This is a genomic window from Chelativorans sp. AA-79 (assembly GCF_029457495.1).
In the GTDB taxonomy this organism is placed as follows: Bacteria; Pseudomonadota; Alphaproteobacteria; order Rhizobiales; family Rhizobiaceae; genus Chelativorans.
Genome location: NZ_CP120361.1, coordinates 3613798 through 3636838, shown reverse-complemented (window position 1 = coordinate 3636838; position 23041 = coordinate 3613798). Strand labels below are relative to the sequence as shown.

General features: G+C 64.7%; 25 protein-coding genes. 9 read left to right on the top strand and 16 right to left on the bottom strand.

All coding sequences use genetic code 11. The annotated features are described in order from the left end of the window. Positions 1–61 precede the first annotated feature (61 nt). The 3 genes from choV to PVE73_RS17880 form a co-directional block, all read right to left on the bottom strand. Positions 62–1249, bottom strand: coding sequence for a choline ABC transporter ATP-binding protein (gene choV, locus PVE73_RS17890; RefSeq protein ID WP_277363544.1), 1188 nt, complete (start codon positions 1247–1249; stop codon positions 62–64). Then, positions 1246–2100 (bottom strand): choline ABC transporter permease subunit, encoded by an 855-nt coding sequence (choW, locus tag PVE73_RS17885; RefSeq protein ID WP_277363543.1) that lies wholly within the window; start codon positions 2098–2100, stop codon positions 1246–1248. The genes choV and choW overlap by 4 nt, the downstream gene beginning before the upstream one ends. Positions 2101–2176: 76 nt before the next feature. Then, positions 2177–3124 carry a choline ABC transporter substrate-binding protein gene (locus PVE73_RS17880; RefSeq protein ID WP_277363542.1) on the bottom strand — a complete coding sequence of 316 codons (948 nt, stop codon included), beginning with the start codon at positions 3122–3124 and terminating at the stop codon, positions 2177–2179. A gap of 319 nt (positions 3125–3443) precedes the next feature. Here PVE73_RS17880 and PVE73_RS17875 point away from each other — a divergent pair, with 319 nt between their 5' ends. Together PVE73_RS17875 and PVE73_RS17870 are read left to right on the top strand one after the other, a co-directional pair. After that, a complete protein-coding gene (locus tag PVE73_RS17875) occupies positions 3444–4565 on the top strand; it encodes a DUF2333 family protein (RefSeq protein ID WP_277363541.1) in 1122 nt (373 codons plus the stop codon). A 174-nt stretch (positions 4566–4739) separates the two neighbouring features. After that, entirely contained in the window at positions 4740–6419 is a 1680-nt protein-coding gene (locus tag PVE73_RS17870; protein WP_277363540.1) for a formate--tetrahydrofolate ligase, read from the top strand. A gap of 103 nt (positions 6420–6522) precedes the next feature. Here the strand turns inward: PVE73_RS17870 and PVE73_RS17865 are convergent, their stop codons facing one another. From PVE73_RS17865 to PVE73_RS17855, 3 genes are all read right to left on the bottom strand, one after another. After that, positions 6523–7047 (bottom strand): nucleoside-diphosphate kinase, encoded by a 525-nt coding sequence (locus PVE73_RS17865; protein ID WP_277363539.1) that lies wholly within the window; start codon positions 7045–7047, stop codon positions 6523–6525. A 154-nt stretch (positions 7048–7201) separates the two neighbouring features. Further along, entirely contained in the window at positions 7202–7606 is a 405-nt protein-coding gene (rnk, locus tag PVE73_RS17860; RefSeq protein ID WP_277363538.1) for a nucleoside diphosphate kinase regulator, read from the bottom strand. Between the two features lie 240 nt (positions 7607–7846). Continuing rightward, entirely contained in the window at positions 7847–8974 is a 1128-nt protein-coding gene (locus PVE73_RS17855) for a site-2 protease family protein (RefSeq protein WP_277363537.1), read from the bottom strand. 98 nt (positions 8975–9072) lie between these two features. Between PVE73_RS17855 and PVE73_RS17850 the strand changes: the two genes are divergently transcribed. From PVE73_RS17850 to PVE73_RS17840, 3 genes are all read left to right on the top strand, one after another. Beyond that, positions 9073–9819 (top strand): phosphatase PAP2 family protein, encoded by a 747-nt coding sequence (locus PVE73_RS17850; protein ID WP_277363536.1) that lies wholly within the window; start codon positions 9073–9075, stop codon positions 9817–9819. A gap of 203 nt (positions 9820–10022) precedes the next feature. Beyond that, complete coding sequence (locus tag PVE73_RS17845; RefSeq protein ID WP_277363535.1) at positions 10023–12212, top strand: anthranilate synthase; 2190 nt, start codon at positions 10023–10025, stop codon at positions 12210–12212. Between the two features lie 49 nt (positions 12213–12261). Further along, positions 12262–13143, top strand: a complete 882-nt coding sequence (locus PVE73_RS17840) for a cation diffusion facilitator family transporter (protein ID WP_277363534.1) — start codon at positions 12262–12264, stop codon at positions 13141–13143. Between the two features lie 6 nt (positions 13144–13149). Here the strand turns inward: PVE73_RS17840 and PVE73_RS17835 are convergent, their stop codons facing one another. The 5 genes from PVE73_RS17835 to PVE73_RS17815 all read right to left on the bottom strand — a co-directional run bounded on the left by PVE73_RS17835 (position 13150) and on the right by PVE73_RS17815 (position 16069). After that, positions 13150–13566 carry a YciI family protein gene (locus tag PVE73_RS17835; protein WP_277363533.1) on the bottom strand — a complete coding sequence of 139 codons (417 nt, stop codon included), beginning with the start codon at positions 13564–13566 and terminating at the stop codon, positions 13150–13152. A gap of 9 nt (positions 13567–13575) precedes the next feature. After that, positions 13576–13833, bottom strand: a complete 258-nt coding sequence (locus tag PVE73_RS17830) for a hypothetical protein (protein WP_277363532.1) — start codon at positions 13831–13833, stop codon at positions 13576–13578. A gap of 425 nt (positions 13834–14258) precedes the next feature. After that, entirely contained in the window at positions 14259–14810 is a 552-nt protein-coding gene (locus PVE73_RS17825; protein WP_277363531.1) for a dihydrofolate reductase family protein, read from the bottom strand. 24 nt (positions 14811–14834) lie between these two features. Continuing rightward, on the bottom strand, positions 14835–15683 hold the full coding sequence (locus tag PVE73_RS17820; protein WP_277363530.1) for an alpha/beta hydrolase: 849 nt from the start codon (positions 15681–15683) through the stop codon (positions 14835–14837). Beyond that, positions 15680–16069, bottom strand: coding sequence for a nuclear transport factor 2 family protein (locus PVE73_RS17815; RefSeq protein WP_277363529.1), 390 nt, complete (start codon positions 16067–16069; stop codon positions 15680–15682). Before PVE73_RS17815 ends, PVE73_RS17820 begins: the two co-directional genes overlap by 4 nt. 162 nt (positions 16070–16231) lie before the next feature. Between PVE73_RS17815 and PVE73_RS17810 the strand changes: the two genes are divergently transcribed. Then, entirely contained in the window at positions 16232–16762 is a 531-nt protein-coding gene (locus PVE73_RS17810) for a helix-turn-helix domain-containing protein (RefSeq protein WP_277363528.1), read from the top strand. Here the strand turns inward: PVE73_RS17810 and PVE73_RS17805 are convergent. From PVE73_RS17805 to PVE73_RS17790, 4 genes are read right to left on the bottom strand one after another with little or no spacing between them, the layout of a single operon-like run. Continuing rightward, a complete protein-coding gene (locus tag PVE73_RS17805; RefSeq protein WP_277363527.1) occupies positions 16759–17208 on the bottom strand; it encodes a GFA family protein in 450 nt (149 codons plus the stop codon). The genes PVE73_RS17810 and PVE73_RS17805 overlap by 4 nt on opposite strands. After that, positions 17205–17672, bottom strand: a complete 468-nt coding sequence (locus tag PVE73_RS17800; protein WP_277363526.1) for an SRPBCC domain-containing protein — start codon at positions 17670–17672, stop codon at positions 17205–17207. Before PVE73_RS17800 ends, PVE73_RS17805 begins: the two co-directional genes overlap by 4 nt. Before the next feature lie 54 nt (positions 17673–17726). After that, positions 17727–18200 (bottom strand): SRPBCC domain-containing protein, encoded by a 474-nt coding sequence (locus tag PVE73_RS17795; RefSeq protein ID WP_277363525.1) that lies wholly within the window; start codon positions 18198–18200, stop codon positions 17727–17729. Continuing rightward, positions 18190–18528 carry a metalloregulator ArsR/SmtB family transcription factor gene (locus PVE73_RS17790; protein WP_277363524.1) on the bottom strand — a complete coding sequence of 113 codons (339 nt, stop codon included), beginning with the start codon at positions 18526–18528 and terminating at the stop codon, positions 18190–18192. The genes PVE73_RS17795 and PVE73_RS17790 overlap by 11 nt, the downstream gene beginning before the upstream one ends. Before the next feature lie 408 nt (positions 18529–18936). Here PVE73_RS17790 and leuA point away from each other — a divergent pair, with 408 nt between their 5' ends. From leuA to PVE73_RS17775, 3 genes are all read left to right on the top strand, one after another. Further along, positions 18937–20616, top strand: a complete 1680-nt coding sequence (gene leuA / locus PVE73_RS17785; protein WP_277367498.1) for a 2-isopropylmalate synthase — start codon at positions 18937–18939, stop codon at positions 20614–20616. A gap of 14 nt (positions 20617–20630) precedes the next feature. Then, the gene (locus tag PVE73_RS17780) at positions 20631–21371 is read left to right on the top strand and encodes an alpha/beta fold hydrolase (protein ID WP_277363523.1); all 741 of its coding nucleotides are present in this window, start codon (positions 20631–20633) and stop codon (positions 21369–21371) included. Between the two features lie 116 nt (positions 21372–21487). Further along, positions 21488–22096, top strand: a complete 609-nt coding sequence (locus tag PVE73_RS17775) for a hypothetical protein (protein WP_277363522.1) — start codon at positions 21488–21490, stop codon at positions 22094–22096. A 7-nt stretch (positions 22097–22103) separates the two neighbouring features. Here the strand turns inward: PVE73_RS17775 and PVE73_RS17770 are convergent, their stop codons facing one another. Further along, positions 22104–23027 (bottom strand): metallophosphoesterase, encoded by a 924-nt coding sequence (locus PVE73_RS17770; RefSeq protein ID WP_277363521.1) that lies wholly within the window; start codon positions 23025–23027, stop codon positions 22104–22106. Positions 23028–23041: the final 14 nt, after the last annotated feature.

The following is a 23041-nucleotide window of genomic DNA, read 5'->3' as shown; positions in this document are numbered from 1 at the left end:
GCGCCGCTGCCCCGAACTCGTCGACAGGAACGTGGAGAACGCCAGCCTTCCTGCCCAACCGCTATCTTCGCAGCACGGCCTTGAGAACGTCGCGCACGCCGATGGCGCCGACGAACCGGGAGGCTTCGTCGAAGAGGGCGACGGGCGCGGTCTGCGACTGCTGCATTGCCTGCATCACCGTCTTGAGCGGAGTTCCCGCACGCGCCCAGTAGACCTTGGGCTGATCTTCGGGCAGAGGCTCCATATTGTCGCAGGAGATCCAGATGGCGGGCTTGCCGTTGCGCTCCGCATCGATCACCAGCATGTTCTCGTCCGTCTTGAAGCGGGTGGTGCGGCGCAGGTCGAGCCACAGCCATCCTTCCCCCGCATGCTCCAGGTCCCGCACGTCGCGCATGATGTTCCAGGCCGTGAGCACCGAGAGCGGATTCACATTGGCGATGAAGTCGCGCACGTAATCGTTCTCGGGCTTGAGCACGATGTCCTCCGGCGTGCCGGTCTGCACGATGCGCCCACCCTCCATGATGGAGATGCGGTTGCCGATCTTCAGCGCCTCCTCCAGATCGTGGCTGACGAAAAGGATGGTCTTCTTCAACCGCGCCTGGAGTTCCAGAAGCTCGTCCTGCAACTTGGTGCGGATGAGCGGGTCGAGCGCGGAGAAGGGCTCGTCCATCAGCAGGATCGGTGCTTCCGTGGCGAAAGCGCGAGCAAGGCCCACGCGCTGCTGCATGCCGCCGGATAGCTCGTGGGCGTATTTGTCGGCCCAGTCTTCCAGGTGCACCAGTTCGAGCTGCGCCATCACGCGCTCCTGCCGCTCCGCAGCCGGCACGCCGGCGAGCTCCAGCCCCAGCCCCACATTCTGCGCCACTGTGCGCCAGGGCAGCAGCGCGAACTGCTGGAACACCATGGCCACGCATTCACGGCGGATCTTGAGGAGCTCTCCCTCCGGGCAGTTCACCACATCGGCCGACCAGTCGCCGTCATGCACGATCACTTCGCCGCGCACGACCCTGTTCAGCCGGTTGACGGCGCGCAGCAGCGTGGACTTGCCGGAGCCGGAGAGGCCCATGAGCACGGAGATTTCGCCCTTTTCGACAGTGAGATCGGCTCCCGCACAGCCCAGCACCGCGCCGGTGCGCTCCAGGATCTCGGCGCGGCTTCTGCCTTCATCGACGAGCTTCAGCGCCTCGGCGGTCTCCTTCTCCTCGCCGAAGATGATGTCGACATTGCGAAACTCAACGGCCGGGGTCATCGGTCGCTCTCCCGGCCGATCCGCGCCATCCGGTCGAGGATGATCGCCAGCACCACGATGGCGAGGCCCGCCTCGACGCCCAGCGGAATGTTCACCGAGTTGAGTGCCCGCACCACCGGCTTGCCGAGGCCGTCGGCACCGATCAGGGCCGCGATCACCACCATGGACAGGGAGAGCATGATGCACTGGGTGAGCCCGACCATGATGGAGGGGAGGGCGGCCGGCAGCTCCACCTTCCACAGGAGCTGGCGCTTGGTGGCGCCAAAGGCCTGGCCCGCCTCCAGCATCGGCTTCGGCACGGAGGTGATGCCCAGATAGGTGAGGCGGATCGGCGCCGGCGAGGCGAAGATCACGGTGACGATGAGGCCGGGTGCCGCGCCGAGGCCGAAAAGGATGAGCACGGGAATCAGATAGACGAAAGTCGGCAAGGTCTGCATGAGATCGAGGATGGGCCGCAACGCCTGGTAGACACGCTCATTGTGCGCGGCCCAGATGCCGATCGGCACGCCGATCGCCATCGACACCGCCGCGGCGGCCACGACCAGCACGAGCGTCTCGATCGTCTCGGTCCAGAGACCCTGATTGATGATGAAGGCGAGGCCGACGACCACGGCGAGCGCGAGCTTCCACGACCGCTGCAGGGCGTAGGCGAGGGCCGCCAGAAGGAGGACGACGAGGCTCGGCGGCAGCCACAAGAGCAGCGCCACCAGATTGTCGAGCACCGCCTTCAGGCCGTCGGCGAGCGTGTCGAAAAACCATGCGAAATTGACGGTGAGAAAGTCGAAGAATGCGCGCCCCCATCTGCCGATGGGAATTTTCCAGGCCGCTATCCATTCCGTTACGGGATCCATTGGGTCGGTGATGTCCTCATGCGGTTATCGGGGAGGGGCGGCAGCCCTGCCGGGAAGGCAGGGACACCTTCTCGGGCTAGAGCCCCAGATGCGTCTTGACGGCCGCAAGCCCGTCCTCGCCGGCGAAGGTGGTCACCCCTTCCAGCCACGGCTCCAGCGTCTCGGGATGCGCCTCGAGCCATGCCGCGGCAGCCGCCTGCGGCTCCTCGCCTTCGTCGAGGATGGCACCCATGATCTCGTTCTCCATCTGCAGGGAGAAGACGAGGTTCTCCAACAGCTTGCCAAGATTGGGGCATTCCTCGGTGAGGCCGGTCCACACATTGGTGTGGACGGTGGCGCCTCCATAGTTCGGGCCGAAGACGTCGTCGCCGCCTTCCAGATAGGCCATGTCGATGTTGGCATTCATCGGGTGCGGCTCCCAGCCGAGGAACACGATCGGCTCCTCGTTCTGCACGGCGCGGCGCACCTGCGACAGCATGCCGGCCTCGGAGCTTTCCACGATATCGAAATCGCCGAGCCCGAACGTGTCGTTCTCGATCATGTCGAGGATCAGCCGGTTGCCGTCATTGCCGGGCTCGATGCCGTAGATCTTGCCGTCGAGCTCGTCCTTGAACCTGGCGATGTCGGCAAAGCTCTTGAGGCCGGCGTCGTAGGCGTATTGCGGCACCGCGAGCGTGTATTTGGCCCCTTCGAGATTGGTGACCACCGTCTCAACGGAACCGTCGTCCCGGTAAGGCGCGATGTCGGCCTCCATGGTGGGCATCCAGTTGCCGAGGAAGACGTCGACATCCTTGTTCTTGAGCGAGGCGTAGGTGACCGGCACCGAAAGCACCTGGATGTCCGGCTCGTAGCCGAGCCCTTCGAGCAGCACCGCGGCCGTGGCCGTGGTGGCCGTGATGTCGGTCCAGCCGACATCGGAGAACGTGACCGTGCGGCAGGATTCGGGCTCGGCGGCAAAGGCCGGGCCGGCCGCGAGGCCCGCCATAAGGCCGAGAGCGGCGCTCAATTGTCTGATGCAGGACATGACGTTCTCCCCTTGAAAGTCTAGTCGGCCGAAGCCCATGTTTTTGACGCGCTTCGATTTTCCCGCAAAAGCAAGCACCAATTCCGGATGCATTCAAGCACAAAGAAGCAGCAGCACGTTTGCGTGCGAACGTCTTGCGGCGATATGCAAACTGCATTCCAAGCTTTTTGCGCCCGGCGGGGCCTTTAACCTTCTTCTACAAAGACCTTTTCGACGCGCCCGCGGACGAAGCCGGCATTGTGGAGCGGCTGAAAACCGCCTATCTGGAATGAAACAGGCGCCGCAAGGGCGTCCATGATCTTTCACCGAGGGGGCACTGGTGCTCGATTCGATCGTCGGTTTCTTCACGCGTGTCTTTGCCGCCATCGGACGGGGAATCGGCCGGCTCGTCTACTGGCTCGCCTGGCCGTTCGCGGCGCTGGGCCGCTGGTTCGTCCACCGCGGCTGGATCGCGCGCGGCGTGGTCGGCGGCCTGCTCGTGCTCTTTGTCGGGCTCTACATCTATTTCTTCTGGCAGACCCAGCTCTGGACGGGCTTCAACCCGGATTACGTGCAGGCCTACAGCCTGGAAAACCGGCGCGCCGCGCCGGGCGAACAGGTGGCGGCGGAAGGCGGGCAGGGAGCGCAGAGCTGCGCGCCTTCCGCGATCGCCGCCGTGGCGGCCGATCTCACCGACTTCAACGTCAACGAGAACGCCTGGATCTCGTCGATGATCCTCTACAAGCTCGGCTTTTTCGGGCTCGACTGGGACGATACGCCCTTCTTCGACAACAAGGCCTCCTTCCAGCGCGGCGTGAACCAGGCGGTGCGGCGAACGACAGTGGAACTGGTCGACGCGCTGGGGCGCGTGCGCGGCACCTCGCAGATCGACAGCGACCTGCAGAAGGCACGCGAGAACATGCAGTTTTCCGAGGACGCCTGGTATTTCGGCCTCAACCCCTTCGGCCCGAAGACGCCGACGCCGAGCTTCTACCGCACGGCGATCGCCTCGCTCAGGAGCTTCAACGACCGGCTGCAGAACTGCAACGCCACTTTCGACGCGCGCGCCGACAACCTGATCCAGTTCCTCGACCGCATCGCCGGCGATCTCGGCTCCACCTCCGCCATCCTGCGCGAGCGTTCGGAAAACTACAATGCTGGCTGGTTCGACACGCGCGCGGACGACCGCTTCTGGTTCGCCTATGGGCAGCTCTATGGCTATTACGGGCTCCTGCACGCCGCGCGGATCGACTTCGATGAGGTCGTCGCCCAGCGTTCGCTGGGGCCGCTCTGGGACCAGACGGAGAGCCAGTTCCGCGCCGCGCTCAACATCACGCCCTTCATCATCTCCAACGGCCGGGAGGCCGGCTGGATCATGCCGACGCACCTCGCCACCATGGGCTTCTACATCCTGCGCGCGCGGTCGAACTTGGTGGAACTGAGGGATGTGCTGGACCGGTGAGGGGAGCGAATAGGGAAACATCGAGCAGCGAATAGAGACGGTTGACGGCACAGAAACCAGCCAAACCTCGCTGCTCGCTGCTGTCGCATTTCCGGTATTTTTCGCCTCTTTCGAAACGTTGCCGTGGCGCGGCGCGGGGCTTATTGCTTGGGCGGCGACATGTGGGAGAGGTTCATGGCCGAAGTGAAATCCGACATCGAGATTGCCCGTGCGGCGAACAAGAAGCCGATCCAGGAGATCGGCGCCAAGCTCGGCATACCGCCGGAGCATCTCCTTCCCTTCGGCCACGACAAGGCAAAGGTCTCGGCCGACTTCATCGCCGAGGCACGAAAGCGGCCGGACGGCAGACTGATCCTCGTCACCGCCATCAATCCCACGCCCGCCGGCGAGGGCAAGACCACGACGACCGTGGGCCTCGGCGACGGGCTCAACCGCATCGGCAAGAAAGCCGTCGTCTGTATCCGCGAAGCCTCGCTCGGCCCCTGCTTCGGCATGAAGGGCGGGGCGGCGGGCGGCGGCTATGCGCAGGTGATCCCCATGGAGGACATCAACCTTCATTTCACCGGCGACTTCCACGCCATCACCTCGGCGCACAACCTGCTGGCGGCCCTGATCGACAACCACATCCACTGGGGCAACGAGCTCGGCATCGACACCCGCCGCGTGACCTGGCGGCGCGTGATGGACATGAACGACCGGGCGCTGCGCCAGATCGTCTGCTCGCTGGGAGGCGTTGCGAACGGCTATCCGCGCGAAGGCGGTTTCGACATCACCGTCGCCTCGGAGGTGATGGCGATCCTGTGCCTCGCCACGGATCTGCGCGACCTGGAGAAGCGTCTCGGCGAGATCATCGTGGCTTACCGCCGCGACAAGAGCCCGATCCGTGCGCGCGACCTCAAGGCGGACGGGGCGATGGCCGTCCTGCTCAAGGACGCGCTGCAACCCAATCTGGTGCAGACCTTGGAGAACAATCCCGCCTTCGTGCATGGCGGCCCCTTCGCCAACATCGCGCATGGCTGCAATTCGGCGATGGCCACCACGACCGCGCTCAAGCTCGCCGACTATGTGGTGACGGAAGCCGGGTTCGGGGCGGATCTCGGAGCCGAAAAATTCTTCGACATCAAGTGCCGCAAGACGGGGCTCAAGCCCGCCGCGGCGGTTATCGTCGCCACGGTGCGCGCGCTCAAGATGAACGGCGGCGTGAAGAAGGAGGACCTGGGCATCGAGAATGTCGGGGCCGTGACGAAGGGCTGCGCCAATCTCGGCCGCCATATCGAGAATGTGAAGCAGTTCGGCGTGCCGGCCATCGTCGCGATCAATCATTTCCACTCGGACACCCCGGCCGAGATCGAAGCCGTGAAGGCCTATGTGGCAAACCAGGGAGAGGAGGCGGTGCTCTGCCGCCACTGGGCCGAAGGCTCGGCCGGCGTCGAGGACCTGGCGCACAAGGTGGTGGCACTCGCCGAAAGCGGCATGCCGCAATTCGCGCCGCTCTATGGCGACGACATGCCTCTCTTCGACAAGATCAATACGATCGTGCGGCGCATCTATCGCGGCTCGGGCGCGGTGGCCGACAACAGCGTGCTGGCCCAACTCCGGCAGTGGGAGGAACAGGGCTACGGACGCCTGCCCGTGTGCATGGCAAAGACCCAGTATTCCTTCTCGACCGACCCCGATCTGCGCGGCGCGCCGGTCGACCATGTGGTGCCCGTGCGCGAGGTCCGGCTTGCGGCCGGCGCCGGTTTCGTGGTCGCCATCTGCGGCGAGATCATGACCATGCCCGGCTTGCCCAAGACACCGTCGGCGGAAAGGATTTTCCTCAATGAAGCCGGGTACATAGAAGGGCTGTTCTAAAGTCTGAAGCAGGTGAATGAGCGCGCCGCCCGAGGCGGCGCTCCATCGTCTCATGCCGAGACGGCGAATTCCGCCATCGTGCCGCACCCGAGTGGAATTGCGATTACGTGGCGAGCGGGCCGGAATCTTCGTCCAAAGGCCACCGAACGGCGTCCGGGGAAACGGAACCTGCGTTCCGCCGGCCTTCGAGGATGCGGAGCCTGGGGCGGGTGGGCTCTGCCCTGCGCATCCTTTCCGCTCTCTCGGGCTGGTAGTGGATCGCGGTGAGACGGAGGATCTCGACGAGCACGGCGCTGCGCGGGAGCAGCACTGCCTCGCCCTCGCGAAGACCGAGAAGCGCAAGGCCCCGCATGGTGGTAACGGGCAGGAGGATGCCCACCGCTCCGGCCATCCGGTCACGGCTCAGGATGCGCGTCTCCGGCAGGCCGCATCCGACCTGAAAGCTGATGCGGCTGTTGAGCGTGGCTATGTCTTCCGGCAGATCCTCGCTCGCCACCACCCGCGCGGCGGCGAGCTTCTGGCGCAAGAGGCGCATCATCGCCCCGTCCTGTTCCTCGTGCTGCTCCAGCAAGTGCTGAAGGAGATCGAAGTCCCTGGTCGTGAGTATACAGTTCCGCTTCTTCGACACGGCAGTCTCCGCACGCGGGCATCGGCCAGCGCCTCGGCGCCGGGCGGCCATCGCATCTCTTCGAGGTGGGATTCATCCCCTGCACCAGCCCGCGGGCGGCGCAGGGGCTACCTGCCTGCTTGCAGTGTGCCTGCGAAGAAGAGGAGCCTGAGGTTCATGGACCGTCCATGTGTTCGGTCTTGTCGATATGTGTGACCGTCAGGCGGTGCACGCGGCCGTCGCGCGCGGTCCAGTCGATCGCCTGGCCGACCGAAAGCCCGATCAGCGCCGTGCCCACGGGCGTGGTCACGGAGATCTTGTTCTGCGTGATGTCGGCCTCGCCGGGATAGACGAGCGTGACTGTCTGCGGCTTGTCGTCGGCGGTGTATGTGAGCGTGGAGCCCATCCGCACCACGGTTTCCGGCACGGCCGCATCCTCGACGACCCGCGCGCGCTCCAGCTCGCCGATCATGGTCTCGGCCAGCGCCGGGTCGCGGTCCTCCATTGCGTTGGCCAGCCCCAGAAGCCGGTCATGGTCCGTCCTGGAAATCGTGATGCTTGGCTTGCGCTTCTTCTGCATAGGTTCACCCGTTGCGCCGGGGAACGAACGCCCGGCCCTGATTCTTGTTCTTGCTGGATGCGCCTTGGAAATCGCTGTCTTCGCCGCCGATCAAAGACAGCCTTCGCACGCCCCGTGGTCCGGGGGCGCACTGCCCGAACCCGGGGTCAGTGTCCGGCGATCGGACACACCCTGAACAAGAAGGATCGGCGAAGGTTGGTCATGCTCATGGATTAAAGTTGGGCCAGAGGCCTCGCCTTGTCAAGGACGGCGCACGAAGGGGGTCTGCCGCAGGCGGTCGAAGCGGAAGCCCTCCGGCATGGCCGCGCGCAGCATCATCATCTCGCCGATCGTCTCGTGGGTGAGCAGGCCCACGAGCCTGCCGGCGCTGTCCACCACGGCGACGGCGGGCGCGCTCTTCTCCTGCATCAGCCTGAAGCCGTCGGTCAGGCTCTGGCGGCGGTGGACGCTCGGCACGTCGGTGCGCATGACGCTCACCACGGGTGCATCGGGCCCGGTCTCCTTCAAGGCCGCGATCATGTCGTTGCGCGTCAGCAGGCCTGCGAGATGGCCATCGGCATCGAGCACGGGGAACTCGCTCTGCGTGGTCGCCAGCAGGCGGTCGATCGCCTCTGCGATGGTCGAGGAGCGGTCGAGGGAGGCGAATTCCGTCACCATCACGTCGCCCGTCAGCACGCTGTTGGCGATGTCGCGGATCTGCGCATTCTGCGCCTCTGCGGCGGCCGCGAGGTAGACGAAGATGGCGATGAAGATCAAAAGCGGGTTGTAGAGGAGGCCAAGGAAGCCGAAGAGGAAAGCGAGGCCCTGGCCGATACTGGCAGCGATCTGGGTCGCCCGCGCCCAGGTCATGCGCGTGGCGAGAATGGCGCGCAGAACGCGTCCGCCATCCATCGGGAAGGCGGGGATCATGTTGAAGAGCACGAGGAAGATGTTCACGCCGGCGAGCCGCACGAGGAAGTTCACACGCGGGTCCTCCACCTGGAGCATCTGCTCCACACCGACCGTGCCGCCGAGCGCGATCAGGATGACGGCGGCGATCACGACGTTCACCAGCGGGCCTGCCACGGCGATCACGAATTCCTGGCCGGGCTCCTCCGGCATGCGTTCGAGCCGCGCCAGACCGCCGATGGGCAGGAGCGTGATGTCGGGCGTCCTGATGCCGTAGCGGCGGGCAGCCAGCGCGTGGCCGAACTCATGCAGCACGACGCAGGCGAAGACGGCGATGATGAAGGCTACTCCTTCCCATGCCGCCGCCGTCCCGCCGATGCGGTAATGCATGAACCAGATCCAGACGAGGAGCAGCAGGAACGTGACGTGCACGCGCACCACCGTGCCGCCGAATTTTCCGATATTGAACGACCAAGTCATGGTGCCGCGCCCCCTGCCGGTTTGATGGCGGATTACATATTAAGGGACATTTGGTGCAGGGAAACTATTTTCAAGCGAACGGCGGCAACGGAGATGAAATGCGCTTCGACACGGGCGAGATGATCGGGACGGCGACGACCGTCGTCAAGGACATGAAACGGTGGCCGGAAGCGGTGCTGCCGGCAATGGTGATCGGCATCATGGGCCTCGGGCTCTTCGCCTTCCTCTCGATCGCGGACGAAATGGGCGAGGGCGAAGTCAGGGCCTGGGACGAGTGGCTCTTCCTCGCCTTCCGCAACCCGGCCGATCCCGATGATCCGCTCGGACCGCCCTGGCTCGAGGAGGCGGCGCTGGAGGTCACCGCGCTCGGCGGCTATACGCTGATCATCCTCACGCTCGCCGCCGTCTTGGGACTGCTCCTCGTCACGCGGCGCTACGGCCCGGCGCTCTACGCCTTCCTTTCGGTCGGCTCGGGCGCGCTGGTTTCGAGCCTGTCGAAGCAGTTCTACGACCGCCCGAGGCCCGATCTCGTGCCGCAGCTCGACATCGTGCACACCGCGAGCTTCCCGAGCGGGCACGCATTGGTGACCACGGTCGCCTATCTGACGCTTGCCGCCCTGGTCATCCGCTTCTTCGACGATCTGAGGGTGCGGCTCTATGTGGCCGGCGTGGCGGTCTTCGTTTCCCTGATCGTGGGAATCAGCCGCGTCTATCTCGGGGTCCACTGGCCGAGCGACGTCGCCGCCGGCTGGGCTCTGGGGGCGGCCTGGGCGAGCCTCGCCTGGCTCGTCGTGGCAGCGCTGCAGTTCCTGCGGAGGAGACGCACGGCCCGCTCGGAAGAATGAGGAAAGCGGTTGCGCGAATATCGGTTCGCCGCTATGGAAAGGCCATGAGCACGGTTCAGAACGCAAAGCTTTGGTGGTGGGCCCGCTAACGAGCGGCCGGCGCCAGCATGAGCGTTTGAACTTCGACGATGGCCGCAGGTGAAAACCGGGCGGCCATTTCTACTTTCGGGCTTCCCGGCGGCACCGCGAAACGGGAGCAGGAGATGAGCTTGGAAGTCTTGGAAGACGGCAGCGAGCGCTTCGTCACGGCGGGTGGGGTCGCGATCACCCGTTCGCGCAGTGAAGTGCCTTATGGCGGCGCGATCGACGCCTATATCGACGCGCTCGACAGCCGTCGCGGCGCAGTCTTCTCCTCCAACTACGAGTATCCGGGCCGCTATACGCGCTGGGACACGGCCATCGTCGATCCGCCGCTGGTGATCTCGGCGCGCGGCCGCGCCATGCGGATCGAGGCGCTGAACAAGCGCGGCGAAGTGATGCTGCCGGCCATCGCCGGCGTGGTCGAGGCGCTGCCGGAGGTGACCATGGCCGTCACGGAGGCGCGGCTGCTCACGGTCGACATCTCCGAGCCGACGGAGATCTTCGCGGAGGAGGAGCGGTCCCGCGTTCCCTCCGTCTTCTCCGTGCTTCGCGCCATCACCAATCTCTTCCACACCGAAAACGACAGCAATCTCGGCCTCTACGGCGCCTTCGGCTACGATCTCGCCTTCCAGTTCGACCCGGTGAAGCTCCGCCTCGATCGGCCGGGGAGCCAGCGCGACCTCGTGCTGTATCTTCCCGACGAGGTCCTCGTGGTCGATCACTACACGGCGAAGGCGTGGCACGACCGCTACGACTATGCGGGCGAGGATTTCTCCACGGCAGGCCTGCCGCGCGAAGGACGCGAGGAGCCGTTCCGGAGGGCGGCGAACGTGCCGCCGCGCGGCGACCACGAGCCCGGCGAATATGCGAAGCTCGTGGAGAAGGCCAAGGAGAGCTTCCGGCGCGGCGACCTCTTCGAGGTGGTGCCGGGGCAGATGTTCTTCGAGCAGTGCCAGAACCCGCCCTCGGCCATCTGCCGCAGGCTCAAGCAGATCAATCCCTCGCCCTATTCCTTCTTCATCAATCTCGGCGAGCGCGAGTACCTCATCGGCGCCTCGCCGGAGATGTTCGTGCGTGTCTCCGGCCGGCGCGTCGAGACCTGCCCGATCTCCGGCACCATCAAGCGCGGCGACGACGCGATCTCCGATTCGGAACAGATCCTGAAGCTGTTGAACTCCAAGAAGGACGAGTCGGAGCTCACCATGTGCTCCGACGTCGACCGCAACGACAAGAGCCGCGTGTGCGAGCCGGGGTCGGTGCGTGTCATCGGCCGGCGGCAGATCGAGATGTATTCGCGCCTGATCCACACGGTGGACCACATCGAAGGCCGGCTGCGCGAGGGCATGGATGCTTATGATGCCTTCCTCAGCCACGCCTGGGCCGTGACGGTGACAGGCGCGCCGAAACTGTGGGCCATGCGCTTCATCGAGGAGAACGAGAAGAGCCCGCGACACTGGTATGGGGGGGCGGTCGGCATGGTGCATTTCAACGGCGACATGAACACCGGCCTGACGCTCCGCACCATCCGCATCAAGGACGGCATCGCCGAGGTGCGCGCGGGGGCGACGCTTCTCTTTGATTCCAATGGCGAGGAAGAGGAGGCCGAGACGGAGCTCAAGGCTTCCGCGATGCTTTCGGCCATCCGCGACGCTGGGAAGACGAATATGGCAAACGAAGCGAGAGAGACAGCGCGCGTGGGCGAGGGGGTGAAGATCCTCCTGGTCGACCATGAGGATTCCTTCGTTCACACGCTCGCCAATTATTTCCGGCAGACGGGTGCGGAGGTGACGACCGTGCGCACGCCGGTGGCCGAGAGCGTCTTCGAGCGCGTGAAGCCGGATCTCGTGGTGCTTTCGCCGGGGCCGGGCACACCGGAGGATTTCGACTGCACGGCGACCATCAGAAAGGCGCGCGGGCGGGACCTGCCGATCTTCGGCGTGTGCCTGGGCCTTCAGGCGCTCGTGCAAGCCTATGGCGGGGAGTTGCGCCACCTGCACGAGCCGATGCACGGCAAGCCATCGCGCATCCGCACCGGTCACAACAGCCTCGTCTTCTCCGGCCTGCCGCAGGAGGTGACGGTGGGGCGCTATCACTCGATTTTTGCCGACCCGGTGCGGCTGCCGAAGCCTTTCGTGGTCACGGCGGAGACGGAGGACGGCGTGGTGATGGCGATCGAGCACGAGAGCGAGCCGGTGGCGGCGGTGCAGTTCCACCCCGAATCCATCATGACGCTCGGCCACAATGCCGGCATGCGCATGATCGAGAACGTGGTGGCGCATCTGCCGCGGAAAGCCAAGGTGAAGGCGGCGTGATCATGCCGCTTTCCTTTCACTCCAAAGCAATGCCGGCCGCGTAGCCGATATGCCGCAGACTTCCAAAATCCGCCGGCTGTCCACCTGGACCATCCTGGTCGGCACGGCCATCCTGGCGCTGAAATTCCTTGCCTGGTGGCTGACGGGGTCCGTGGCTCTGCTGTCGGACGCCATGGAGTCCATCGTCAATGTCGTGGCGTCGCTGGTGGCGTGGTATGCGATCCGCGTCTCCTACATCCCGGCGGACGAGAACCATCCTTTCGGACATCACAAGGCGGAATATTTCTCAGCCGTTCTGGAAGGCGTGCTGATCGTTCTTGCCGCGCTCCTCATCCTGCGCGAGGCGGCCTATGCCTTCTTCACGCTGCACACGATCGCGGCGCCGGGCCCGGGCCTTGCCGTCAATGCCGTTGCCGCCGTGGGCAACGGCCTCTGGGCGATGGTGCTGATCCGCGAGGGGCAGAAGGCCCGCTCGCCGGCGCTCGTCGCGGACGGGCGACACCTGTGGGCGGACGTGGTCACCTCCGCCGGCGTCATCGCCGGCCTTCTTCTGGCGCTCGCCACCGGATGGCTGTGGCTCGACCCGCTGATGGCGGTGGTCGTGGCCGTCAACATCATCTGGCACGGCTGGAAGATGCTGAGTTCCTCCGTACAGGGGCTGATGGACGTTGCCGTCGATCCCAGGGATCTCACCGAGATCGAGCGGATCATCGGCGAGAACAGCGACGGCGCGCTGGAGTTCCACGACCTGAAGACGCGGGAAGCGGGCCGCGCCCGCTTCATCGAGTTCCATCTGGTGGTGCCGTCGGAGATGACGGTCGAGCGCTCACACGACATCTGCGACCGCATCGAGCATGCCCTGAAAAGGGAGATACCGGGAACGAGCGTCGTCATCCATGTCGAGCCGGAGCACAAGGCCAAGCATGGATAGCAGGGCTCACTCCGCCTTCCTGGCCTGCATTTCCTCGAAACCTGTGACCGCCTTTTGCAGGTCCTCCGGGAAATCCTCCATCTCCATGACCTTGCGGATCTCGATCGTCTCGTTCGGGCTGCCGGGGCAGCGCTTGGCCCATTCGATCGCTTCTTCGAGCGAGCCGACATCGATGATCCAGTAGCCGCCCAGCACTTCTTTCACCTCCGCGAACGGGCCGTCCGTCACCTCGGGAAAGCCCTTCGCGAAGGAAACCCGCGCGCCCATGGAGGGCGGGTGCAGGCCGTCTGCCGCAACGAGAACGCCCGCCTTCTGCAGTTCCTCGTTGTAGCGCATCATGGGCCCGACGGCTTCGGCCTCCGGCAGAGTGCCGGGCTCCGCAGTCTCGTAGCCGCTGGGGATCATCAGCATCATATAACGCATTATCCTCTCCTATCGTTTCTGCCCTGCAAAGACGCCACCCAGCCATGCGCTGGGCAGGGCAGTCAGCACCAGCGCGACAGGATACCACTGCGAGCCCATATGCCACATGGCGACGGCGCCGACGATGCTCAACACGAGACCGATGGCGCCGAGGATCATGGCGTGCAACATCGGCCGAGCCGGGGCCAGTCGCGCCGCGATATAGCAGCCGAGAACGGCGAAGATCACCCGATAGGCGAGGGCGAGCAGATACAATCCGTCGCTCATCCCTTCGCCCCAGGGGGGGAAGACGCCGGCCGCATGGAGGATCTGGTCCATCCCGACCGACAGGCCGACGGTGGTTACGAAGCCCAGAAGAATGGCGCCTGTGCTGCGAAGGGGTGCCCCCTCCGGTGCGTGGCAACGAGGTCCGTGCCCATCGATTCCCTCCTTCGTCCGGGCGCCCGCCGCCCGTCTTGCCGCAAAGACGAAGAAGAGGGCGCTGTCCGACAGCGCCCCTCGGAAAAATTTGGGAAGAAAGGGGGAAATGAGCTGCGCGTGCCCTGCAGCTTGAGTCCGGAAATCGACCTAAGTCTTTGGCGTTTCTAGGGAGTCACCATGCGCCGGCTCCTTCGCACTTTCGTTCGGGTCGGATCTGGCTGGCGACCTCCTCACAACGAGCCCTGTGCGGCGCGAACGCCCAAACACATCGGTCACCCGCCCACGGTATAGGTGAGCACCACCCCGCCGGTCTTGAGCGGGCGCGTGCCTATGAGGGTCATCTTGACCTGTTGGTCCTGCGGCTTGAACAGCGGATTGCCCCCGCCCAGCACCACCGGCGCGAGGCAGATCCGGTATTCGTCAACGAGCCCCGCCTTGAGGAGGGTATCGAGCAGGTCTGCGCTGCCCATTACATAGACGTCCTTGCCTTCCTCCATCTTCAGCGCCCTGACCGCCTCCGCAGCCTCACCCTTCAAGAGCCGCGTGTTGTTCCACGTCGCCTCTTCGAGCGTGCGGGTTGCCACCGCCTTCTCGATCGAATTCATCATGTCGGCAGTCGGGCCGGTCGCCTTGCTCCAGTGGCCGGCCATGCCCTCATAGGTGCGCCGTCCGAAAAGCAGCGTGCCGATCTCCTTGCCCTGCTCGAGCGAGAAAGCCGCCAGTTCATCGCCCCAGACAGCCTCGTGAAAGGCGAGATCCCACGGGCTCTTGCCCTCGAAATAGCCGTCGAGCGTCATCAAGTTCCAAACCACCAATCGTCTCATCGCTTGTCTCCTTCTTTCCTCTGGTCAGTTGGTATTGCTTGTGTGTTCGGTGATCGCCGAGATGATCCGGTCCCAGTCTTCGGGGTGCAGCTCGTGTCCGCCTCCCTCGATCCTGACCAGTCTGGCTCCATCGACTTCAGCGGCCAGGGCCGCGCCGTATTCCGGCGGGAATACCGGATCGGCCGTGCCGTGAATGACGAGAAGGGGCGGCTTCATCTCGTGCAGCCGATTCCGCCATGCCTCGCCGACATCGAAGAGGATGCTGTGATTGGTGGCGCTGAGATAGCCGCCTGAGCGGTCGAAGTCCTGTTCGATGAAGGTTCTGGTGCGGGTTTCATCGAAAGGATGGGCCGTGCCCGCAGTCAGGCGCGCATCGTCGACCAGGTACGCGACCGCGTCTGCCCGGTCCGACCAGTCCACCTCCAGGTTCATGTGTTCCAGCCAGGCCTCTCCGCTCGCAGGGAGATGGGAGGTGTCTACCCCGAGAGGCGAAGTGCTGATCGCCGTCAGGGAACGCACGCGTTCCGGCTTCTTCAGCGCAGCCCCTTGGCCCACCATGCCACCGAGGGAAAAGCCGATGATATGGGCGGCGGAAATCCCGTAGCCGTCGAGCACGCGGAACACGTCATCGACCGCATCGCCGTAGCCATAGCCCGGCTGGCCGGGCGGATATTTCGTCGAGAGACCGCTATCGCGCTGGTCATAGCGAATGACAAAGCGGCCGTGCTCGGCCAGGCGCCGGCAGAATCCTTCAGGCCACCACAGCATGGATGCCATTCCGCCCATGATCAGAACCACCGGGGGGTGGGACGCATCGCCGAATGCCTCGGTGGCAAAGTCGACACCGTCCGCGCGGATCGTTCGGAAGCTCATGAGTCCCCTCCCTTCCGGGGCTGGTCGATGAAGCCGCCGGCGGGCGCTTCATGCGGAACGTTCCAGCCGAAATAGACCTCCGCCTCGACGATCTTGCCGTCGCGCATGGTCAGGACTTCCGTGTTGCGGAAGCGCCGGCCTGTAGTCGCCGTCCCTTCATAGGTCACGAAAACCTTGTTGCCGTCCTCCACGAGGCGGACGAAGCGGAAATCGGAGATCGTCTCGCTGCCCGGCCAGCAGCGCTCGAAATAGGTCCGCCGGTCGATGCGGTTGTCGAGCGGACTTGTGAAGTGAAAGTCCTCGGCGATCACCGCCTCGATGGCTGCACGGTCCTTGTCGACGTAAGCCTGATAACTCCTGCGGGCGATGTCCGTCAGATCCTTCATGGCATCCTCCTATCCGTCATTTCGCAAGGGGGGTCGTGCGTCGGAAAACCTTCCCTCGCACTCTTTCTCTTGACTTCCCTCACGCTCGATTGCATTTTGCAACTGGTTGCAGACTAGTCAAACCGATCCTGTTTTGCAACCGGTTTTTTGGAGAATGCGAAATTGGCTTCCGACAGGCAGGAATCCGCCGCCCACCGTTCGGGCTGTCCCATCAATCTCACGCTCGAAGTGCTGGGGGACAAATGGTCCCTGATCATCGTGCGGGACATGATGTTCGGGAACCGCCGTCATTTTCGCGAATTGCTCTCGCAGAACGAAGAGGGGATCGCTTCCAACATCCTGGCGGACCGGCTGAAGCGCCTGCTTGCGGAAGGCGTCATCTCCAAGGAGGACGATCCGAGCCATAAGCAGAAGGCGATCTACAGCCTGACGGAGAAGGGCATCGAGCTCTTGCCCATCTTCGCGATGATCGGCGCCTGGGGTCGGAAGTGGCTGCCAGTCACGGAGGCGCTTTCCATCCGCGCGCAGCTTCTGGAGGAGGGCGGGCCGGCGCTCTGGGAAGACTTCATGGAAGAGCTGCGCCAGGAACATCTGGGCATCCCGGCGAAGCCCAGGTCAGGGCCGGGTGTGCGCGAGAGGTTGCACGCGGCCTATGAGGAGGTGGTGGCGCGGAATGCGGCTGCGCCCGCCTAGAGATACGAGGTTACCTCCGGCGGCCGATCCCAGGCATCGTGCCGGCCATCCTCATAGATGATGGGCGCGTGCGCCAGCTCTTTGTCGGTTGCGTCATCGAGGCAGACGATGTTCACCGCGTAGAACGCACCGCCCATGATGTCGAAATCGGCGCTGCCGAAGGGATGAACGCCGCAATGCCGGCAGAAGACGTGGCGGATCATCTTCTCGCCGAAGCGATATTCCGTCAGCGCGTCCTCGCCTGAAAGCAGCTCGAAGTCCTCCGGCGGCGCGAAGGCTTTCCAGAAACGCGTCTTGAGGCAGGAGGAACAGTTGCAGCGGAAACTGGAGGTCCACCAAACGCCCGGCCGAGGCGGCTTTGAGCGCTCGCCCTCCGGCGCGAGATCAAGGTTGGCAGAAAAGCGAACTGCACCGCAGTGGCAGCTCCCGTGATAGGTCTTTTTCATTCCGTTCCTCCTTGCCTGGCGATGTAAACCTCGAGGCGGTCGATGCATTCCGACCAGCCTTCCGCATGGCCGTCACGGCTCTCGACGGTCGGGAAGGGCGACTGATGGAAGGTGAGCCGCGTGCCGGCTTCCGCCTCCTCGAAGGTCACGGTGATGAGTGTGTCCATCGCGTCCTCTTCTTCCCACATGAAGTTGAAGACGATGTGGTGCGGCGGCACGATCTCGCGATAGATCCCATGCGCCCAATAGTCCTGCCCCTCCGGCGAGCGGATGCAACTGCGCCATGCGCCGCCCTCGCGGAAATCGGCTTCGACCGAAGGAACAGAGAAATCCTTTGGACCCCACCAGCGGGCGAGATGCTCCGGCGTGGTCCAGGCCTCGAAGACGAGGGCCGGGGGAGCGTCGAAGATCCGTGTCAGTGTGAGAGCGATCCCGCCGCTGGAAGCCCTGGTTCTCTGGTTCATCGCTGTCCCTTTCGTTCTTGAACGAGGAGCAAAATGCCGGTGTGTAGGCGGGGCTCAGCCGGCCATCGCAGGCAGGCAGTCCGCCAGATTGTCCAGCGTCGCGTTCCAGCCGTCTTCGTGCCCGTCGCGCGCGGCCGTAGAGGCGAAGAAGGCCTGGTGCAGCGTGAGGCGTGTCTTTCCCGCTTCTTCTTTCAAGGTGACCGTCACCACTGTTTCATGGCCGGGCTTGCCGGTCTCGTCGTGCCAGGCGTGGGTGAAGATGATGCGCTCGGGTGGCGTGACCTCGCGATAGGTGCCGCTCAGCCAGTGGTCTTGCCCGTCAGGCGAGCGCATGCAGGTCTTGAACCAGCCGCCGGTGCGGATATCGCCCTTGGAGAAGGGAAGGGTGAAGCCTGTGGGGCAGCACCAGCGGTTCAGGTGCTCCGGCCTGGTCCATGCATCGAAGACGACAGCGCGCGGCGCATCGAAGAGGCGGGAGATATAGAGCTCGGCATCGGATTGCCGGGCAGTCGCGGCATCAGGCATCATTGGAAGTCTCCTTCTGCTGGATTTCCTTGAGATAGTTGTCGAGTCTGTCGAAGCTGCCTTCCCAGAACTGGCGGTAGCGCTCGGCCCAGTCCGCAACTTCCTTGAGCGGTCCGGCCTCCAGCTTGCAGGGCCGCCACTGCGCGTTGCGGCCGCGCGAGATGAGGCCGGCACGCTCCAGCACCTTCAGATGCTTCGAGACGGCGGGGAGGCTCATGTCGAAGGGGGCGGCAAGCTCGTTCACCGTGGCCTCGCCCGCAGTGAGCCGCGCGATGATCGCCCGGCGGGTGGGGTCGGCAAGAGCGGCGAAGGTGGCGCTGAGCTGGTCCATTTGCGTCTGTATTTTTCCGATAAGTTAATTAACCATATGGTTTATTACAGAAGGGTGTATGCCTGTCAAGCTGCAAAGGAGTATCTTGCGTCGCAAGCCTGCCTCGGCTATCAAGGCGGCCATGTCACGCGCCGCGCACAGCAAGCCGTCGAGCTCCGCCGCCTTCTTCGGCGGGCCTGTGCGTGCGCTATCCTCCAGCCTTCTTCTTCTCGGCCTTATCGGCGATCGCCGGGTCCGTTGAAGGGGCGCCCGGCGGTCGATCGCCGGCTGATGCATGCTCCTTCCCGTTTTGAGAATCTGGATTGAAGCCTTGACAGGCGGCCCTTTGCATCGGAGCAACGGGTGCCGCCCGGAGTGACCCAAATGGACGCCATGAACGAGATTTCGCACCGCAGCGCGCGCAAGGGCATGCCGAACGCCCAACGCAAATATCAGCCTTATCCGCAGATCGACCTTTCGGACCGCACCTGGCCTTCCAAGCGCATCGAGAAAGCGCCGGTCTGGTGCTCCGTCGACCTGCGCGACGGCAATCAGGCGCTCATCGACCCGATGGGGCACGAGCGCAAGGCGCGCATGTTCGGGCTGCTCCTCGAGATGGGCTTCAACGAGATCGAGATCGGCTTCCCTTCAGCCTCGCAGACGGACTTCGACTTCACGCGCTGGGCGATCGAAGAGCACAATGTATCCGACGACGTCTCCCTCCAGGTGCTGGTGCAGTGCCGGCCGGAGCTGATCGCGCGCACCTTCGAGGCGCTGGCGGGCGCCAAGCACCCGATCGTCCATTTCTACAACTCCACCAGCGAGTTGCAGCGCCGCGTCGTCTTCGAGAAGGATGTCGCCGGCATCAAGACGATTGCGACCGACGCGGCGAAGATGATCACGGACATGGCGGCGAAGGCCGCCAAAGAATCGGGACATCCGGGCTACCGCTTCCAGTATTCGCCGGAAAGCTTTACCGGCACCGAGCTCGATGTGGCCCTGGAGATCTGCAACGCTGTCATCGAGATCGTAAAACCGACGCCCGAGGATAAGCTGATCATCAACTTGCCGTCCACGGTGGAGATGTCGACGCCGAACATCTATGCCGACCAGATCGAATGGATGTGCCGGCAGCTCGACCGGCGCGACAGCCTGATCGTCTCGCTCCATCCCCACAACGACCGGGGCACGGCGATCGCCGCCACCGAGCTCGGCCTGATGGCGGGGGCGGACCGGGTGGAAGGCACGCTGTTCGGCAATGGCGAACGCACGGGCAATGTCGACATCGTCACGCTCGCGCTCAACATGTACACGCAGGGCGTGGATCCCGAGCTCGACTGTTCCGACATCGACCGCATGAAAGATATCTACGAATATTCCAACCAGCTCCGCATCCCGGAGCGGCATCCTTATGTGGGCGAACTGGTCTACACGGCCTTCTCCGGCTCCCACCAGGATGCCATCAACAAGGGCATGAAAGCCTACCGCAAGGCCAACAAGGAGCTGTGGGAGGTGCCTTACCTGCCCATCGATCCCGCCGATGTGGGCCGCACCTACGAGGCGATCATCCGCATCAACTCGCAGTCGGGCAAAGGCGGCATCGCCTATGTGCTGCAGGCCGATTACGGGCTCAACCTGCCGCGCAACCTGCAGGTGGAGTTCCGTGAGGACATCCAGGCCATCACCGATGCCGAAGGCAGGGAACTGCCCTCGAAGAGCATTCACGACCGGTTCATCGAGCTCTATGTCGAGCAGCCGGGCGCCCGCCTGAAATTCCTCGACCACCAGACTTTTCCCGACTCGGAAAGCAAATCGCGCCGCGTTGTCGAGGCCACCATCCTCGACAATGGGGTGGAAAAAACCATCACGGGGGTGGGCACGGGGCCGATCGACGGCTTCATCAACGCGCTTTCGCGCCATGTCGGCGTCGACATGACCGTGCTGGATTATTCGGAGCATTCGCTCCAGCGCGGCGCCGATGCGGCGGCGGTGAGCTATGTCGAGGTCGAGCATCCGGGCGGAAGGCTGTTCGGTGTCGGCATCAACACCAACATCACCACCGCCTCGCTCGAAGCGGTGGTGTCGGCCGCCAACCGCATCATCCGGTGAGCGGCGGACTTCATGTGAGCGCAACGGGCGAGGGCGGCCCCGCCCTCGTTCTCCTGCACGGCTTCGGCGGCACGCATCGGGTGTGGAACGGCGTGCGCGCCGGTCTCGGCGGGAATATCCGCGTCCTTGCCTATGATCTGCCGGGCCATGGCGGCTCGCTGCCGGTCCCGGAGGCGGGCGGCGCCGGTACCGTCGCCAAGGCCGTGCTCGCCGATCTCACGGCGCGCGGCGTCGAGCGGTTCCATGTCGGCGGCCATTCCTTCGGCGGCGCCGTTGCTGCCCTTGCGGCGCTTGCCGAGCCTGGACGCGTCCTTTCCATCTCCCTCTTCGCACCCGGCGGCATCGGCCCGGAGATCGACGCTCCTCTCCTGCGCGACTATGCGGAAGCGGCCACGCGGGAGGCGCTCGTCCGCTGCCTGTCCGCCATGACGGGCCGCGGCCCGCTTCCTGAAGGACTGTTGGCGGATGCGCAGGCGATGCGCGCCGTACGGGGCCAGATGGAGGCGCTTGCGCGGCTTTATCCGCTCATCACCCGTGACGGGCGCCAAGGTGTCATCGCGCGGGAAAGGCTCGCCTCCCTGCCCATGCCGGTTCGTGTCGCATGGGGAGGGCAGGACAGGGTTCTTCCCGTGCGGCAGGTGGAGAACCTCCCGCCGCATTTCCTGCCGCACATCTTTCCCGAACTCGGCCATATGCTGCCGGTGGAAGACCCCGGGGCGATGGCGCAGATCCTGCTCGCCGCGGTGGAGCAGTAGGCGCTCTTTCCCCCGCCGCGGCCGTGCGTAACCGGTACCAAGCCCAATCGTGTGATGATTTTCCTAGATCTCCGTGCTAACCATGGACCAGGCATAAACCGCTCGGGAGAACCACGATGAGCGAGGCTGGCCAGAACGCCGCACCCGGTGCGAACCGGCTCGCCGAGGCCGTGCGCGAGATGAAGACGGCCGCCGCCGATCGTGAGGATGTGGTGGTCGAGATGCGCGAGGCCACGCGCACGAGGCTGGAACTGCTGGCGCAGGAACTGCAGCCTGTGTTCGCCGAGGTGCCGGAGGACGATCCCGCCTTCGATTTCGTCATCTCCACGGGCCAGCAGCCGCGCTTGTGGATCGATGCCGTCGCCCATGTCGTCATGGGCCCCGACCGGCGCACCTACCGCTTTCTGCGCGACACCCGGCTCGGCCGTGTGGTGCTGGCGGAATCGACGGAGATCAAGCCCGTTGCGGAGCAGGTCACGCGCTATATCGCCGAGCGGATCGTGGAGCGCCAGCGGATGGTCGAAGGCGAGGTGATCGCGATTCCGCGCAAAGTCGAGGAAGAGCAGGCCGAGGAAACGCCTGCGGCCCGCAAGCCCGGCGCCGCAGGGGCGTTTTTCAGCGCGTTCTTCCTAGTGCTGGTCGGCGGCACGATCGGTGCCGCCGGTCTGATCTTTTTCTTGTGGGACCGCTTCCCCGAACTGCACCAGTTCCTGCAGCGGCCATAGGCCTGCTTCAAGCCGGAGCGCGGTTGGACGAGACGAGCCATTGGGACGAGAGCTGCACGACGCCGCTTCCGGCTTCGGCCACACCGCGCCGGGTGAGTTGCACCTGCCAGGAACCTGGAGCACCCATGATCTCCAGCAGGTTGTAGTGCGCGGCCGGAAGCGCGGCGCCATGGGCCTGGCCTGCCGCCGCGACCCCGACCACCGGCACGCTCACGCCATCCTTGCCGTCGATGCGGTGCACAGTCGGCTGGTGGGTGTGCCCGTGCAGGACGAGCTCGGCCCCGTGCCGCCGCACCATCTTCTGGAACCGGGAGATGCCGAACAGCCGCTTGTGCTGGCCCGTGGCGCCCCGCACCGGGGGGTGGTGGATCAGGATCACGCGGAAGAGATCCCGCGCCCCGGCCTCGTCCAGAAGCTCGCCCGCGCGGCCCTCCTGCTTCTCGGTGAAGTAGCCGCTCGCCAGGAAAGGGGCGGTCGCCCGCGCCGAGGAGAGGCCGATGAGCGCAACCGGCCCGCGCACGCGCATATAGGGGAACTGCCCGTGCTCGGTGATCGGCGCCGCCCCGTCGGCCGCCATATAGGCGCCCCAGGCGCGGCAGGCCTTGTCCAGCGCGCGCGGCACATAGGCGTCGTGATTGCCGGGAACGACAGAGACGTCGCGGGGGATGCCCAGTTCCTTCAGCCACAGCCGCGCCAGCTCGATCTCCTTGTCCAAAGCCAGGTTCACCAGGTCGCCGGTGAGCGCGATGTGATCCGGCTCCATGGCCAGGATGTCTTCGCTGATCAGGTCGATGATGCCGTTGTCGAGGTTGACGCGGCGCCTGCGGTGCCAGTTGATATAGCCGGTAATGCGTTTCGAGATGAGTTCACGATAGGTAAGCTTGGGGAGGGGCCCCAAATGGATATCGGAGAAATGCGCCAGCCGAAACATGATGCGTGTCTAAA

What these genes read in the sequence shown, in the direction of transcription:
- PVE73_RS17880 (WP_277363542.1), bottom strand. Translation starts at nt 3,124, where the DNA reads ATGTCCTGCATCAGACAATTGAGCGCCGCTCTCGGCCTTATGGCGGGC.
- PVE73_RS17795 (WP_277363525.1), bottom strand. Translation starts at nt 18,200, where the DNA reads ATGATGCCTGATGCCGCGACTGCCCGGCAATCCGATGCCGAGCTCTAT.
- PVE73_RS17855 (WP_277363537.1), bottom strand. Translation starts at nt 8,974, where the DNA reads ATGACTTGGTCGTTCAATATCGGAAAATTCGGCGGCACGGTGGTGCGC.
- leuA (WP_277367498.1), top strand. Translation starts at nt 18,937, where the DNA reads ATGCCGAACGCCCAACGCAAATATCAGCCTTATCCGCAGATCGACCTT.
- PVE73_RS17850 (WP_277363536.1), top strand. Translation starts at nt 9,073, where the DNA reads ATGCGCTTCGACACGGGCGAGATGATCGGGACGGCGACGACCGTCGTC.
- PVE73_RS17870 (WP_277363540.1), top strand. Translation starts at nt 4,740, where the DNA reads ATGGCCGAAGTGAAATCCGACATCGAGATTGCCCGTGCGGCGAACAAG.
- PVE73_RS17820 (WP_277363530.1), bottom strand. Translation starts at nt 15,683, where the DNA reads ATGAGCTTCCGAACGATCCGCGCGGACGGTGTCGACTTTGCCACCGAG.
- PVE73_RS17830 (WP_277363532.1), bottom strand. Translation starts at nt 13,833, where the DNA reads ATGAGCGACGGATTGTATCTGCTCGCCCTCGCCTATCGGGTGATCTTC.
- PVE73_RS17805 (WP_277363527.1), bottom strand. Translation starts at nt 17,208, where the DNA reads ATGAAAAAGACCTATCACGGGAGCTGCCACTGCGGTGCAGTTCGCTTT.
- PVE73_RS17790 (WP_277363524.1), bottom strand. Translation starts at nt 18,528, where the DNA reads ATGGACCAGCTCAGCGCCACCTTCGCCGCTCTTGCCGACCCCACCCGC.
- PVE73_RS17825 (WP_277363531.1), bottom strand. Translation starts at nt 14,810, where the DNA reads ATGAGACGATTGGTGGTTTGGAACTTGATGACGCTCGACGGCTATTTC.
- PVE73_RS17840 (WP_277363534.1), top strand. Translation starts at nt 12,262, where the DNA reads ATGCCGCAGACTTCCAAAATCCGCCGGCTGTCCACCTGGACCATCCTG.
- PVE73_RS17845 (WP_277363535.1), top strand. Translation starts at nt 10,023, where the DNA reads ATGAGCTTGGAAGTCTTGGAAGACGGCAGCGAGCGCTTCGTCACGGCG.
- PVE73_RS17770 (WP_277363521.1), bottom strand. Translation starts at nt 23,027, where the DNA reads ATGTTTCGGCTGGCGCATTTCTCCGATATCCATTTGGGGCCCCTCCCC.
- PVE73_RS17775 (WP_277363522.1), top strand. Translation starts at nt 21,488, where the DNA reads ATGAGCGAGGCTGGCCAGAACGCCGCACCCGGTGCGAACCGGCTCGCC.
- rnk (WP_277363538.1), bottom strand. Translation starts at nt 7,606, where the DNA reads ATGCAGAAGAAGCGCAAGCCAAGCATCACGATTTCCAGGACGGACCAT.
- PVE73_RS17800 (WP_277363526.1), bottom strand. Translation starts at nt 17,672, where the DNA reads ATGAACCAGAGAACCAGGGCTTCCAGCGGCGGGATCGCTCTCACACTG.
- PVE73_RS17835 (WP_277363533.1), bottom strand. Translation starts at nt 13,566, where the DNA reads ATGCGTTATATGATGCTGATGATCCCCAGCGGCTACGAGACTGCGGAG.
- choV (WP_277363544.1), bottom strand. Translation starts at nt 1,249, where the DNA reads ATGACCCCGGCCGTTGAGTTTCGCAATGTCGACATCATCTTCGGCGAG.
- choW (WP_277363543.1), bottom strand. Translation starts at nt 2,100, where the DNA reads ATGGATCCCGTAACGGAATGGATAGCGGCCTGGAAAATTCCCATCGGC.
- PVE73_RS17815 (WP_277363529.1), bottom strand. Translation starts at nt 16,069, where the DNA reads ATGAAGGATCTGACGGACATCGCCCGCAGGAGTTATCAGGCTTACGTC.